Annotated in this window: 6 protein-coding genes; all 6 read left to right on the forward strand. The window is 46.9% G+C overall.

Annotated features, from left to right (window positions below; translation table 11 throughout):
* Nucleotides 1-27: 27 nt before the first annotated feature.
* Entirely contained in the window at nucleotides 28-2,841 is a 2,814-nt protein-coding gene (locus HMPREF9442_RS01840) for an alginate lyase family protein (protein WP_253270983.1), read from the forward strand.
* Between the two features lie 243 nt (nucleotides 2,842-3,084).
* On the forward strand, nucleotides 3,085-6,756 hold the full coding sequence (locus tag HMPREF9442_RS01845) for a T9SS type A sorting domain-containing protein (protein WP_253270984.1): 3,672 nt from the start codon (nucleotides 3,085-3,087) through the stop codon (nucleotides 6,754-6,756).
* Between the two features lie 91 nt (nucleotides 6,757-6,847).
* Nucleotides 6,848-9,568 carry a fasciclin domain-containing protein gene (locus tag HMPREF9442_RS01850; RefSeq protein ID WP_008624678.1) on the forward strand — a complete coding sequence of 907 codons (2,721 nt, stop codon included), beginning with the start codon at nucleotides 6,848-6,850 and terminating at the stop codon, nucleotides 9,566-9,568.
* Nucleotides 9,569-9,597: 29 nt separating this feature from the next.
* Entirely contained in the window at nucleotides 9,598-12,906 is a 3,309-nt protein-coding gene (locus HMPREF9442_RS01855) for a SusC/RagA family TonB-linked outer membrane protein (protein WP_008624679.1), read from the forward strand.
* 24 nt (nucleotides 12,907-12,930) lie between these two features.
* On the forward strand, nucleotides 12,931-14,571 hold the full coding sequence (locus HMPREF9442_RS01860; protein WP_008624680.1) for a RagB/SusD family nutrient uptake outer membrane protein: 1,641 nt from the start codon (nucleotides 12,931-12,933) through the stop codon (nucleotides 14,569-14,571).
* 21 nt (nucleotides 14,572-14,592) lie between these two features.
* Nucleotides 14,593-16,653 carry a fasciclin domain-containing protein gene (locus tag HMPREF9442_RS01865; RefSeq protein ID WP_008624681.1) on the forward strand — a complete coding sequence of 687 codons (2,061 nt, stop codon included), beginning with the start codon at nucleotides 14,593-14,595 and terminating at the stop codon, nucleotides 16,651-16,653.
* The last annotated feature ends 15 nt before the right edge of the window (nucleotides 16,654-16,668 follow it).

The following is a 16,668-nucleotide window of genomic DNA, read 5'->3' on the forward strand; positions in this document are numbered from 1 at the left end:
GAACGTTGTATTTTTAAAATGAATGCTATGAACAAAAAGAGCGTATTGTCGTTGCTGTTTGCCTGTATGTCTTTGTCCGGAATGGGGCAGGGGTTCATACATCCCGGCATATTGCACACGCAGGCGGATTTCGACAGGGTGAAGGAAAAGTTGGCCACCGGGCAGGAACCTTGGACGGCGGCCTACAACAAGTTGATGACCAGCAAGCATGTGGATTTGAATTGGAAGCCCAATCCCACAGTCAAGATTATCCGTGGAGGATGGAATGTCTGGGAACCGGAAGGTGACAATTATGGAGCCGCCATGAATGATGCAGCTACAGCCTACCAGTGTGCACTGGTTTGGAAGATTACCGGAGATGAGCGTTATGCGGAAAAGTCTGTTGAAGTCATGAACGCATGGGCCAGGACCTGCCAGAAAGTGTCCGGTAATTCCAACGGAAGCCTTGCCTCCGGGCTTTATGGATATGAATTTGCCAATGCAGGAGAATTGATGCGGGACTACGAAGGGTGGAACCGTGAGGATTTCAAACGTTACCAACAGTGGATGCTGAGGGTGTTCAGTGACCAAAGTTTCGGTTTCCTGCAGGAGCGTCATGGTTGTGCAGACGATCATTACTGGTCGAATTGGGGGTTGTGCAACGTGTTGTGCGAAATCAGCGTGGGCATTTTGTGCGACGACATTTATGTGTACAATGCCGGTATGGAGTATTACAAGTACATGGAGGACCACCGCTATGCCGAGACGCTTCGCAATCTGGTATGGAAGCTCCATCCGGACGAGCGTGGACCCTTCGGTTATTTCGGACAAATGCAGGAATCCAACCGAGACCAAGGACATGCTTCCATGGCTGTGGTTTTGGCAGCGGATGTGTGTGGGGCAGGTTTGAACCAGGGAGATGACCTTTATGCCTATATGGACGACCGCATTGCGGCCGGTTTTGAGTATGTGGCGGCTTACAATACTTTTGAGGAAAACCTGCCCAATTCTCCATACACCAATTCGGACGGCACTTTCCCCGAGATGGGGTCTGGCGGGCAAGGCACCAACCGCTGCGGTTGGCCGCGCATCGTGAACTACTACGAAAACATCCGTGGCGTGGACATGCCCTATTCGCATAAGATCATGATGGTCCACGGTGACGGCATAGATGCTGGAGGAGGGTTCTATGGCGGCAACAGCGGCGGATACGACCATTTGGGTTTCACCACGCTGATGTGTTCCTTGGATCCGTTGGAAGACAAGACCCTTGTGCCAACCGTCCTGAAAGGGAGCATCGGGTATGACGGTGAGGCGTTGGACCGTACTTTGTTGAATGCCGTCCCGAGAGGGGCGAAAGTGACGCTGAAGGTGGCTTTGCCGGATGGTGAGACTGATACCGGAAAGTGGTCGTGGGACGATGATGCTTCTTGCACTTCGGCCGAGCGTGAGGTGGAAGCGGATACCTCTTTCGTGTACCGCGTGCGTTATACGAATGCGGCAGGAGTGGTAAGCACGCAGATGTTCTCCATACAGGTGGCTGGTGAGGCATACGTGCGTGACTGTACGCCTTATTGCAAATATGCTTACCGGGAAAGCCAGGACACTTTGATTTACGTGAAGAAGAACGAGAGCGTGATTTTAGGCATGGATTACGGTGGATGGCATGTCAAGTCATGGCGTTGGGAAAAGAGCACGAACGGGGAGAGGTGGTCGAAGCTGAACAACGCGACAACCAACCGTTTTGAATTGGCCAGTGTGGCTTCCAGTGCCTATTACCGTGTGACGATGGAACACAAGTCGGGAGTGCTCAAGTCTCAGGTGTTCCGCGTGGAGGTTTCCGAAATAGATCCTTTCATTATTTATAATGGCGAAGAATATCCCGGTACTTCCATGGTGTTGCCGCGCGGGGCTTCTTTCAGCCTTTATGCCAAGCCTACGTCCATATTGAGCCAGTCGGTGAATTCGACGCGTATTTATAAATGGGTCGTGGGCAACGATACCATCCAGGCCGACACGCTGACTTACCATTTGGATGATTTGGGCGGGCAGGTGGCCGATTTGAACGATACCCTGCATGTATCGGCCATGGACACCAGTTTCAATGTTACCTTGGTGTTCCAACGTTTTTCATCTACAGGGAAAGAGGCTCGCACGGTGTACCATTTCGATGTGCCGGTATATGAGACCAATGTTTTGTCTCCTTCTGATAAGGACAGCTACTATATCCAAGAGGCTATGGGCGGTCGTTACCTGCGGAATACGGACGGTCAGTTCATGACTTATTCAGAAGATACCGATGAAGAGTATCTGTGGCGCATCCGCCGCCTTCCCTCTACATACGGTTCGCGTTACATGTTCATCAGCCGTACCAACAGCGGGCAGCATTTGTCGGAGGACGGGCGTCTGAGTTCGGCGAGCGATTATTCCCGTCATTCTTTCAATTTGTGGCATAAATGCGGGTCGGACGACTTGTATGCCATAGAGCGTTCCTCGTCCGCGTCCGGCGGTTTGTGGGAGATTGCTCCGGAGTCATCGGTCATATCGGTGAACCAAGGGCTTTGCACTTCATTCCCGTTCCGTCTGGTGAAGAAGGAAGACGGTTCTTCTGTGGAGGATGCCGTTTTGGAGAATGAGGAGGGCATCCCGTTGTTGGAAGTTGTCGGTCGTGGTGAAGGCAGTCTGGAAGTCTCTGTGGACGAAGAGGGCTTGTTGGATGTATATACACTTGAGGGTAGCCTGTTGAGCAGTGTCCGTTGTGTGCCGGGTACAAACCGTGTGGATCTGCTGTCGCGGAAAGGCATGATGATTTTGCGCTATGTGACGGCTTCAGGGCGTTGCAAGAGCCTGAAGGTGATGTAGGGCTATGGGATGGAATGAGTATGGGACGATAGGATAAAGGTGGTTTTTTACATTTTGTATGTATTGAAAATCAGTGGTTTCTGTGCCATGTTATAAAATGTCTAATCATTTGTTATTTTTTGTCCCATACCTTAATTTAAATAGTGCCTACCTTTGAAAACGGTTGGATAAAGAGACGCTTTTGCAGTCAATGGGTTCGGCTGTGATATGCGATAAGAATAATGAACCTTAAAACTTATGAGCATGAAAAGAAGAACGACGAAAATTTTTTCTGTCCGGTTGGGCAAACGCTTGCCAGTGGCTTTGATGACCATGGCATTGACGGCTGCCAACATGGCCTTTGCCCAAGAAGAGAATCCTTGGGTGGGTGAGGCTCTGCCTGCGGAAGGCGGTGAGTTTTACCTTTATAACAAGAGTGGTGACGGTTTCCTTTTGGGTGCCAATACCTGGGGGACGCAAGGTTCCTTGGGACAGCCGGGATTATTGTGCACGGTAGTCGTGTCGAACGGGAAATACAAGATTGTGACCCGTTGCAACGGTGACAACAGGGGCTTGGGTAGCGATGGGTATATCGACAATGGCAATCCGGCTGAATATACCTTCACCGATCCCACGCCGGATGACGGCCTTAATGAGTATGTGATGAACTTGGATGCCAACAAATGGTTTTATTATGGAGGGGAAGGCACAGTGCTGACTTTGGACGGTAACGGAAGTGCCACTGACGCGCAATGGTTGTTCGTTTCGAAAGCGCAGCGTGAGCAAAAGCTTGACCAAGCGACCAAAGACCATGGAGTGGATGCCACGTTCTATATCATGGGAGCCAGTTTTGTCCGCACGGAACCTCATAATTGGAAAGAAGTGCATAATGGGGGAACGGTCAGTTTGAGTTCTCCGGGTGGAGCTTCTGGAAATCATTTTTATTGTGCGGAGGCGTCCAATAATGACAATTTCGATATTTACCAGGAACTTACTGGCATCCGTAACGGGCGTTACCGTTTGACCTGCCAAGGTTTTTATCGAGGTGACGGTTCAGCCCGGAACGCCATGTTGTATGCCGGCTTGGTTGAATCCCCTCTTCTTTTGGCCGAGAGTGAGGAAGATGTTCCCGCAGATGCCAACAAGGCTGCGATTGCCTTTGGCGACGGGCGTTATGCCGGTAATACGGTGGAAGTGATTGTGCAGGACGGTACTTTGCGTCTCGGTGTGAAGAAAAATGCGTATATCAAGAATGATTGGGCCGTTTTCGACAATTTCCGTTTGACATATTTGGGAGAGGCAACGGCAGAAGAAGCCTTTACTGAGTTGATGGGTTCATTCCAGAATCTGATTAATGACTTTAATGACCTTGGAGCTGAAGCTATAAAATCAGAGCTTCAGGCCGTATATGACAAGTATGCCGGAACCACAGGCGATGTCACGGAAGCGTTGCAAGTGGTATCGGAGACTGTGAAATCGGCTAATGCCGCACGTGCTTTGACCATGGCTTTGAATAATGCCGTGAAGGGGGCTGAGGCATATTGGGCAAAAGTCGAGAACGGGGAGGTCACATTGAACAATGCTTTGAAGACTTCTTTGCAGCAACAGATTGCGGAAGCTAAGAAACAACTTGCGGAGACCAATATGGCTGATATGGTCGTCGGGGCAGAAGAAAGTGCCACGAAATTGAATGCAATGGTGGTTTCGGCCCGGAATTGGGCCGGATTGTCATACGCTTTAGGAAAGGCAAAGGCTTTAGCCGACCGGTTGGGCGGATTGGAGAACACGGATGAGTATAAGAAAGTGTTGGCTGATTTGGATGCCGTGGAATTGACATTTGACGATGCCATCTTGGATGTGGCTGCCTTGAATGCGAAAATCCAAGAGAAACTGACGCCGGAATTCTTGGCTACTGTCACGGAAAAGAACAAATTGGATATGACAAGCTTTATTACCAATCCGAATATCTTTAATAATACCGGTGTACAGAACCAGATGCCTGGTGGGTGGATTCTCGGTCGGAACGATGCCCGTGACAACAGTATTTGGTGTACGGTGACTGACGGTGATGGCGAATTGCATGCCGGTAACTGGTCTGGTAATAAAGGCAACGACGTGACAGGAGTGCATTATTATCAGAAAATAGGAATCGGGGATGGTGCGGTCAAATTGCCGGACGGTTTGTATCAGTTGGCGGCTGCCACTTATTCAGACGGTGATCCGAATAAGATTGTACTGTATGCGACATCTGACAGTGTAAATATCGACACGGTGTATTTTAACCGCGACAGGATGCTTTATGATGAGGCTCTTTTTAAGACAGATGTGACCAGTACGGTAGAAGATGTCGTGGTGGTGGATGGCCAGTTGTATATCGGTGTAAGGGGAGCAGATCCGGAGAATAACCATCAAGGAGGTAATGGTAAGAATTGGTATGCCGATAACTTCCGTCTTTATTTTGCCGGTTCTGATGTTCTTGGTGCTTACCGTGGACGTTTACAAGACCGTTTGGATAAGGCTGTCGTATTGCATGATTCTTTGGCTGTTTATGGCATTGATGACAGTGAGTCTTACGGTTTTGCCTTGGATCCGGAAGAGGGTTATTATATATTCTTGACGGAAGGGACTTTGGATGACGTTTCTTATGCCATAGACGACTTGGACAAGATGAACGCAGATGCTGAGAAATTGATTGCGAATTATTTGCTTTTGACTCCGTTGGTGCAGAATGGAAATAATTTCAATAACCAATTGAATGAAGGTGTTTTGTTTGCCCAACCTACAGCAAAGAAAACATTTAGTGCGGCTTTGGAGATGGCTGCGGAAGTGGCTGAGGATATGTCTTGGGACAATTATTTGTCGGACGCAGTGGTTGAACAGGCGGAGGCTCTAAAGGCGGCCACTGCGGAGTTGATGAATTCCGTGGCACTTTGTTACCCGATGGGTACTGCCAAAGTTCTGGCTGACCAGATAGGGGGCTTGGCACAAACAGAGGCTTACCTTAACGTAATGACTTATATTGCTTCGGATGAGTTGGATCCTTTGGATGTGGATTTGGCGGTACAAGCCTTGCAAGGGGAGTGTGTCAATGCCATGACTCCTGAAGTGTTGTCCCGGGCAACAGCTGATGAACCGTTTGATATGACGACATTTGTTGTCAATCCCAATATCTATCAGGATGCCACGGATGATGAAGGCAATCCGACGGATGTGAGAATCAATGGATGGACATTGGAGACGAATGCCGACCGCGCACCGCGTACAGGAGCCACTTCTGGTGATACTTGGATGTACACGACCAGTCACTCTAGCAATGACGCTCATAATATTTCTTCGGCTACGGATTATCGTCAGGTTATCGGTACGCAACCCGAAGTGTCTGCCGAGGGTAAGTATGGATTACCTACCGGTGCCTATCGTGTGGAAGCTGCTACGTTCTTGAACCATGAATGGGACAAGATGAGGCTTTACGCACAGACGAACAGTGTGGAGGTAAGTACTGTGACCGGAAGTGCCGGACAAGACAGTCTTGTATATGCCTATACTGAAATTGAATATGCCGACAGTGCCTTTAACGGAAAGCAGGATGTATGGGATGCAGCACAGGCTACTTTGGGAACGACCACGGTGGTTCCTGAAATCTATGTGGAGAATGGGGCCGTAACTATCGGAATACGTGGTAATGGACGAGTTGGAGGAAATGATTCTTGGTTCCTGGCCGACAATTTCCGTCTCTATTATATAGGTACGGAAAGAGGAAGCAATATCGGTGGCACCATGATGGATTGCAACGCTAATTCGTCGGAACTTGTAGATGTATACGATATTACCGGCAAGCTTGTGCGCAAGCAAGTGAAACGTGCCGATGCGGTGAATGGCTTGAAGAAAGGCATCTATATTGCAGGCGGCAAGAAATATGTAGTGGCAGGCAATTAATCTAAAACAAAACGGGACGGGACACCGCCGTGTGCCGTCCCGTTTCTCCCATTTAAGGTGAAAGGAAAACAAAATTTAAAATAAAGGTTTTATGCTAATAAAGGTATTACGTGCAAGGACGTATAAGGTGTTGCTCTCCATGGCTATTGGGGTGGGTGCACTTTGCATGATGCCCTCCTGTTCGGATGATTATGAATGGGCACAGGAGAAACCCTCGTGGTTGGGGCAAAGCATTTATGACGAGTTGTCACGTCGAGGTAATTTCAGTATTTACTTGAAGATGGTGGATGACTTGGGGCGCACCGAATTCTTAAGCAAGACCGGTAGCGTGACGGTCTTCGTGCCCGACGATGATACTTATCGCGCTTATTTCAAGGCGCACGGTGTGGACGAGAACCATATTTCTATTCCGATGAAGAGGTTTTTGGTGAACACTTCCATGTTGGAGAATGCCTACGTGCTTGATTTGTTGACCAACCAACCGTCAGGAGACAATATATTGAAAGGGCAGGTGATGCGCCGTACCAATACGCAATGGTCGGTGTATGATTCCATTCCGGCTGTGTCCGTGGCAGAACTGCCTGAGGCTTCAGTGAGTGCGGATTACTGGGGCGGATTGCGTGGAAGGCATCAGCCCGTGTATAACCTGATTGAAGAAGGGACTGTGCCGATGGTGCATTTTATTTGGCGCCAAATGATGTCCAAGGGCATCACTAAAAAAGATTTTTCTTACCTTTTTAATGGAACGGAGTTCCAGGAAGAGGATGTATATATAAATAATGTGAAGGTACGCGAGGGGAATGTGACGTGCCAAAACGGATATATCCATATTATGGATGGTGTGCCGGAACCTTTGCCCAACATGGCCGGTTATTTGCGTACGAACGGGGCTACCTCTTTGTTCAGCAAATTGATGGACCGTTATTCAGCTCCTTTCGTATCAGCTTCCCTTTCCAATTCTTACAAGGATTTGCACGACCGTTATGCTGACCAGAATCTTTATCCGGCATTGGCCGGAGGTGACTCCATATATGGACGACGTTACTTTTTCTCTTCGGCCGATGGGAATTCACTGACTTCGTACAACGGTGTGGAAGTGGACGGCGTGCTGAAATTTGATCCTTCGCGTAACGATTATGCAGAAGGGAATATCTATACCGCAGGTGGGGAGTATACGGATAATGTCAACTTGGACATGGGTGCTGTCTTCGCTCCTACGGATGAGGCGTTGAATTCGTATTGGAACAGTGAAAACGGCTCTTTCTTGCGTGAACGTTATCCGAGTGACGAGCCTTTCGAAAACGTTCCCAATGATGTGTTGGCAGAGTTCTTGAACAACCATATGCAGTATTCGTTCTTGTCTTCTTTGCCCAGCAAATTCAATTTGGTATTGGATGATGCCAAAGATCCTGTCGGACTTGACGAGGCTGATATTATAAAAGGAAGCACGGCTGTGTGTAACAATGGTGCCGTGTACGTGATGAAAAAAGCCTATGCTCCGGCATCGTTCCGTTCCGTATTGGCTCCGACGTTGGTCAATGAGAATATGAAAATCATGAATTGGGCTATTAGAAGTTTGGAGTTCAGGCCTTACTTGTTATCTATGGTGAGCCATTATGATTTCATGATATTGACGGATGAGGCCCTTTCCCGTTACATTGACCCCGTGTCGTATAGCGGAACGGACCCGCGGTGGTTCAAGTTTTATTATAATGCGGAGAAGAACCAGGTGGAAGCGTATTCTTACCGCTATGATAAGAAATTGGGCGGATGGGCCGGCTGCACGGAGGATGACATGCGCATATTGGGCAGCACGTTGCAGGAGGATAGTGAGGGCAATTCATATTATCAAATCAATCCTGTGGTCGAGAACCGTCTGACCGATTTGCTGAACTTCTGTATCGTTCCCCGGGATGTGAACGGGGGCAATTATGTGGGTAATGGTTCTGTATATTACCAGACGAAGGATGACGGACCCATGAAGGTTGAAAAAGTGGGCGGGCAAGTGACCGTGACCGACCAGTATTCCGGGGAAAAAGTAACAACGCAGGATTTCGTAACGATGGACAATGGGGTGTATTACGTGCTTGACCAAATGGTACAGCCTACATTCCATAGTTTGATGCAGGAGTTGGTGGAACATCCGGAGTATTCTGAATTTTACGAATTGCTTTTGGGAAATGAGGAATGGACGACCAACGAGTCTAACCTGTATTCTTTGATTTCTACAAAATCTTTGAATATGAACGATGACAATGCGGCCATACAGACTTTCAGTTCTTATCATTATACGGTATATGTGCCGGATAATGCGGCTATGGAAAAAGCTTACAGCCTCGGGTTGCCGCGTTGGAAGGACATCAACAATCTGGCCAACGTGTATGCCGGGACGGATGTCAATGTGGATTCTTTGAAACAGGCTTACACCCAACGGGTGATGAACTTCTTGAAGTACCATTTCCAAGACAATGCGGTTTATATCGGTGGGGATGCCCGTAATATGTCTTTCGAGACTGCGGCAACCCATTCGGACGGTGCAGACAAGGGGTTGAGCTATACCTTGCGGGTGAATTCTGATGCCACAGGTATTACGGTGGCAGACAATTCGGAGAAGACGGGTGTAGTTCGTATAACGACTGAAAATCCAGAATTCTATAACCGGATGACACGTGAGTACACATTCTCGGAAAAGACGGAAAATGGTAATATCAACGCTTCTTCATACGTGGTGGTTCATCGTGTGAATGAACCTTTGATATACGATGACGAATGTTTCTGCCTGAAAGATAATGAACGTGTTCCGGAGGATTAACAATACCATGAATCATAAAAAAAGAGGTTATGAACAAGATAAAATATTTGATAGTATTCCTATTCTGCTTATGTCCGCTGTGGGCCGTCGGGCAGAACCAAGTGGCAAGCGGTACCGTGTCGGACGATTTGGGTCCTCTGATGGGAGTGTATGTGGGAGAGATAGATGCGGCCAACCGTATTGTATCGGCCGCAGTGACCGATATGAACGGGCATTTCACCCTAAAAGTACAAAACCCTAAGAATAAGTTGCGTTTTACTTATATGGGGTACAAGACGGTTTTGCAGGAAATAGGAAAGCGGGTGGTTTTCGATATCATGATGGAGGAAAACAGTAAGGTGATGAAAGAGGTCGTGGTGGAAGCCCGTCCGAAGATAGCCACCGGAGGATTGGAAATACCGGAACGTGAACAGTCTTTTGCCCAACAGACTATTAAGATGACGGAATTCGAAGGTTTGTCCTTCACTTCTGCCGACGAGGCTTTGCAAGGACGCATTGCCGGTTTGGACATTATCGCTTCATCCGGAAACCTGGGTTCGGGTACGACGATGCGTTTACGCGGTGTGTCAACCATTATGGGAAATGCGGAACCGTTGATTGTCGTGGATGACAACATCTTTGAGACCAATGCCAATGATGACATTGATTATACGAGTATGACGGATGAAAAGTTTGCCGAATTATTGTCTATCAACCCGGAAGACATAGAGAGCATTACGGTGCTGAAAGATGCGGCGGCTACGGCTATTTGGGGATCGCAAGGTGCTAACGGGGTCATCAATATCGTAACCAAGCGTGGAAGGCGTGGCAAGCCCCAGTTTACTTATTCTTTGAGGTTGAAGGGGACTTATCAGCCGGAGGGTTACAAATTATTGAACGGAGATGAGTATACCATGATGATGAAAGAGGAACTTTTCAATGTGAACCAAAATCCCGAAAGTCAGCCGGAACTGAATTATGACCCGACGTTTTCTGAATACGAACAATTCAATAACAATACCGACTGGAGGGATGCCGTGAAGCAGTTCGGGTTGTTCCAAACGCATTATGTTTCTTTGTCGGGAGGCGGGGAAAAAGCGAATTATCGTATTTCTGCCGGTTATGACCATCAGATAGGTTCTATCATCGCTCAGAAACTGGATCGTTTTACAACCCGTATGGCATTGGATTATTTTGTGAACGACCGCATCAAGATTTCGAGTGACTTTGCACTGACTTATACGGACAACCACATGAATAGTGATGATTTGTTGGGGATAGCTTATACGAAGATGCCCAATCTGGCTATTTATGACGAGGATGCGTACGGTAATTCTTTGGGTACGTATTACATGCAACCGAGGTTTGTGGAACGGTACCAAGGGGACAAGGATGAACTTTCGTCACAACGCGGTAAAGTGAATCCGGTGGCTTCGGCATATTTGGCAAAGAAGGAGGAACGTAGTTATAACATCCAACCCCAATTCGATTTCCAATACCGTTTGTTGGGACTTGACGAGACTTCGCACCAATTGACTTATAAGGGGACTGTGGTATTGAGCATTTACAATAAATACAATGATTCTTACTATCCTTGGGAGTTGAGGAATGTGGATTTCAAGGAGAATGAGAAAGGGATAAATTCCGCTTCTTCGGCTTTTGAAAAGAGTTTCGGTTTTAACACACGTCATCAGTTGACATATATCCCTTATATCATGAACCAAGACCACTCGGTACGCTTGTTCTTTAAAGGGGAAATGGTTTCCGGTACGTCCAGTTCCCAGTTCTTGAGTTCATACTTGTTGCCAAGCGGAACCATCACTTCCGGGACAGCCGGTGGCTTTTTGAACGAGACGAAAACGGGGGCAGGTCATTGGCGGAAGGCCAATTGGGTGCTTCAGGGGCATTATGCCTACCAGTCCAAGTATTCGTTGGATTTGGCCTTGCGCGGAGAAGGAAACACCCGTTTTGGCCAAAAGTACCGTTGGGGGTATTTTTATTCAGCTTCCGGCCGTTGGAACATTTCGGATGAAAAATGGATGGAACCTACCAAAAAATGGTTGAGCATGTTTGCGGTTCGTTTCGGATGGGGCGTGACGGGTACGCAACCTCCTAAGGAAGATACTCATTTCAGTGTGTATGGTGTAGACGGAGGGTATATTAATTCCATCGGGATGCGGCCGAACAATGTCCGCTTGACGGATTTGCGTTGGGAAAAACAGTCTGCGTGGAACTTAGGATGGAATATCGGATTGTTTGATGATTTGGTTACGGCGGATATCAATTTGTATTCCCATAAGAAAACAGACTTGATGACCGAACATGCTTCTATTCCCACAACGACCGGTTTTTCGGAGTTGATTGTGGAGAATGGTGGAGACATGTTGAATAAAGGTTATGAAATCAATTTGAACCTGAACCGTGTAAAATTGGCGGGAGATTTGGCAGCTACTTTCAATCTTACGTTCGCTAATAACCGGAATACCATTACGGCCATGACACCTACGCGTCTGAATGCCATTAATGGAACAGGGGTCAAGTTACCTAAAAACGGGGAGTATATGTCCCGTGTGCAGATAGACAACCCGTTTGGTGCGATTTACGGCTTGCGTTACAAAGGCGTGTATGCTTACAGTTACGATCAGTTCGACAAGGCACAGGCATCCGGCGCGACTTGTCCGGTGGCGCGGGATGAGGCCGGAAGCGTCATTTATGGTGCCAATGGAGAACCGATGCCCATGTATTATGATTATAATGGTACGAAATATGCTTTTACCGGTGGTGATGCTATTTATGAAGATGTGAACCATGACGGAAGCATTGATCAATATGATGTGGTCTATTTAGGCAGCTCATTGCCCAAATTGACTGGTGGTTTTGGGTTTAGGTTGTTCTATAAAGGATGGAGTTTGAATGCGCAGTTCAACTACCGTTATGGTAACAAGATTGCAAATGTGGCACGAATGAGGGCGGAAAACATGCATGGTGCCGACAATCAGAGTACGGCGGTGAACTATCGTTGGCGTAAGGAAGGTGACGGTGCAAATGGGGGACATGTGTTGCCTCGGGCTTTGTATGGCCAAGGATATAACTGGATGGGTAGCGACCGTTTTGTGGAAGACGGCTCATTCTTGCGCCTGAACTATTTGCAATTTTCTTATGGGTTTGACTCCAAGCTTATCAAGCGCATCGGGCTTTCCCGCCTGAACCTCTACGTGAGCGGAGAGAACCTGTTCTGCCTGACCAAATACTCAGGCGTGGATCCCGAAGTGAATTATGGTGATATGGGAGTGACTAAAGACGAGGCGATTACTCCTCGTGCAAAGTCTTTCACATTCGGGTTGACAGCAACGTTCTAATGACATGAATAAACAGAAGGAAATATGAAAAAGATATTGAAAACCGGGACATTGGCCATGGCCGTTTCTCTCGCCGCTTTTACGACTTCCTGTGGCGACTTCTTGGATATCACGCCCCTGAATGCTGTGGTGGTGGAAAACTATTGGGAGAAGAAAAGCGAGGTGGAGAGTGTGATAACTTCTTGCTATTTTCACATGCAGGACAAGGGCTTCTCACAACGTGTGATAGCCTGGGGGGAGTTACGGGGCGACAATTTGACTGAAACTTCCACAATGGCCGCAAAAGAAAAGGAGCTTTATGATTTTTATACGAATAATATCGTTCCGGACAACAGTTGGACTTCGTGGGCGGATTTCTATAATGTAATCAATTTATGCAATACCATCTTGCATTATGCACCTGGGGCCCAAGCCAAGGATGGAAATTATTCAGTAGACGAATTACGTACGCATGAAGCCGAAGCTAAGTCGATTCGCGCCTTGTGTTATTTCTATTTAATCCGCACCTTTAAAAAAGTGCCGTTGGTGCTTCAGGCGACTATCGGCGATGATGTGGATTTCAAAGTACGTGCATCCTCCGAGCAGGAAGTGTTGGAACAGATTATTGCAGATTTGGAATGGTCAGAAGATTATATATGGAATAAAAAGTTTTTTGATGATGAACGCGAAAGGAAAGGACGTTTCAATAAGTTATCCGTGAAAGCCCTTTTGGCAGATATTTACTTGTGGAAAGGGGATTATGCCAAGTGCGCGCAATATTGCAAGGAAATCATGGATGAGAAAATGGCAGAGTACAATGTCATCAAAACAGCAGAATTGGAGGGAAATTTTATATCTTCTTCTACGGAAGGCTCTCTGGCCTTGTACAATGGCTATCCGCTTTTGGATGAATCTTATTCATCGCATTATCCTTATACCATGTTGTATGAGCGGGGTAATTCATTTGAAAGTATTTTTGAGCTTCAATACGATTATGATAACCGTAAGGATGGCAATGAAGGTATTTCTTATTTCTACGGAAATCATAAAGACCTTTCAGGCAGGGTCAATGCAGCGGCTTATTTGACCAATCAGACGGCTGATGCCTTGTTTGCAGACGCATCTGATTTACGGTTGGAAGAGAATACCGGATATAAGGGCGAACCCTCGAACAGTTATCCTGTCTATAAGTTTCGTTTCTTGTATTTTGGAAATGATGAAAGAGTGCTTCGCTCCACGGCAGAGAATTGGATTGTTTACCGTTTGACGGATGTGATGTTGATGCGTGCTGAGGCTTTGGCTTATATGGGAGGGGATGAAAACAAGCAGGAAGCTTTTGAGATTGTGAAATCTGTGAACATGCGGTCGTGCAAAGGGCGTAGCTTGTTGGTGTATGATGCCGATAAGATCAAGAACATCGTTTTGGATGAACGGCAGCGTGAATTGATGTTCGAGGGGAAGCGTTGGTATGACTTGATGCGGATGGTACGTCACTCCGATAATCCGGTGAATGCGATGTCCACCTTGCGTAGTACGTATTTGCAACGTAAATATGGAACGGGAGGACGTGATGCCGTGGCTCGGATGGGGTCATTGGACAATTTGTATCTGCCTTTTTATCAGAAAGAGTTAGATGTGAATCCGTTGTTGGTACCGGACCAGAATCAGGCTTACATCATTTATTAATCAAGAGTAAATAGAAGTAATATGAAACGTAACATATATAATAAGGTAATAGGATGTGTGGTTTTGGCAACCATGCTGTCCGGCTGTTATGACGACGGTGTGGAAGGTGACAGTTATTATGTGTTCCAAGGTCAGACGGTTGGTGATTATTTGGATGCGGACGGGAAATATGGTGAGTTTTCCACTATTTTGGAACGTGCCGGCATGAAAGGTTTGATGTATGCTTATGGGGATTACACTTGCTTTGCACCGACCAACGAGGCCATAGACCGTTATGTGGATAGTAATTATCCGGGCTGCACGTTGGAGACCCTGCCGGATTCTGCAGTGGTGGCCTTGGCCAAAAGCCATTTGATAGGCGTTCGCTACTTGACCTCTGATTTTTCAACAGGTTATCTTCAGAAGCCTAATATGTACGACCGTAAGGTGCAAGTGACCATTGAGAAGGAGTTCGATGCTGCAATAAACGATAGTATGACGGTATTTGTCCTGAATGATTATTCACGGATTATCCAAGCTAACGATACGGTGAGTAATGGGGTCGTCCATACCATAGACCGTGTGTTGGAGCAGTCCAGTTATGTATTGCCTGATTACATGCAGTCCAAATGTGAGACATTAGGCTTTACCCTGTTTATGGAGGCATTGAAACAGACTCATTTGACGGATTCCATTTTAAGGGAAAAAGATGAAAGTCCGGAGATGTTGTCCCGGTTGGCCCAATATGCTTCGAACTCAGAGTACACCACGGAGGGGAATAAAGTTCCTCCGGCCCGCAAGTTCGGTTATACGGTATTGGTGGAGAAGGATAATTTGTATAAAACGGTATATGATCCGCAAAATATGGGTAAGCCTGTCTATACGGGAGATCTTCAGGCGGATTTGGTATCCTTGTTCAATTATGCAAAGGACATATACGACAAGGTATATCCGGACGACAAGGGGGTATATGATGATGACTATACGCATCCCAAGAATCCTTTAAACCGTTTTATTGCTTATCACATCTTGGACCGTAATGCAAGCTATGGGGATTTGGTATGTTCCACTCCGGATTGGTCTGTGCAGGAAGGTGGGGATTTTGTGGAGTACTACGAAACCATGGCCGGTAATTTGTTGCGTGCGCAAAAAGTTTCTCTTTTGGGAGACGGGATATATTTGAATCGCTGTGACGATGTGAATAGGGCTGACAACAGGATGGATGGTGTGGAAGTCCTTCCTTCCGGAGGTTCTTCAACTGTAAATGGCAATTTCCAATTTCTGGGCAGCATCCTTTCTTATAATGAAAATGTCGTGAAAATGCTTCGTAGTGAACGAATCCGTATTGATACGGGCGTCTTGTTTCCTGAATTGGTGAACAATGATGTCCGTCTGGATCCGGACGGAGATATGTTGTGGTGGCATTTCCCGGAAGGGTATTTCGATGATGTGCGTTATGACAGCCAATGCGATTGCAAATATAACCGTTGGCCTCAGGCTCAGGGAACCGGAATGGGGTCGCACTATGATTTGGCAGCATTCCGTACGGATAATATGAATTTTGCGGGGGAATATGATGTGATGTTACGTTTGCCTGCCGTACCGGCCGGCCAATATGAAATCAGGTTGGGGTACGTGGCCAATGGCTTTATGGGAATTGCGCAAATCTATTTTGGACAAAATACCGAATATATGCAACCCACCGGAATTCCTTTGAATTTGGGATGGGGAGGCGGAATGCCAAAAGTGGGAATGATAGCAGATAATGATTTATTTGACGATATCCATAACGACGTGTCGTATAACCTCGAAGGAAAGACAACCATTACTGAGAATGACAAGGCTATGCGTAATTTGGGGTATATGAAGGGGCCTGCCTGCGTGTATAGGGTAGACAATGACAGGGTTTCATTACGTGCGAAGTTGGTTAACGATTGGTGGTATATACGTAATATCGTTACCACCCAGACTTTGGAAGAAAAACCTTCTTATTTGCGCTTGCGTAAAGTAGACGAAAGAACCGGGCGCATGTTGAATATCGATTTTATCGAAATTGTGCCGAAAAGTGTGTATAATGGTGCCATACCAGAAGATAGAAATTAAATTAAAAGCAGAAGA

Source organism: Paraprevotella xylaniphila YIT 11841 (assembly GCF_000205165.1).
GTDB classification, from domain to species: Bacteria; Bacteroidota; Bacteroidia; order Bacteroidales; family Bacteroidaceae; genus Paraprevotella; species Paraprevotella xylaniphila.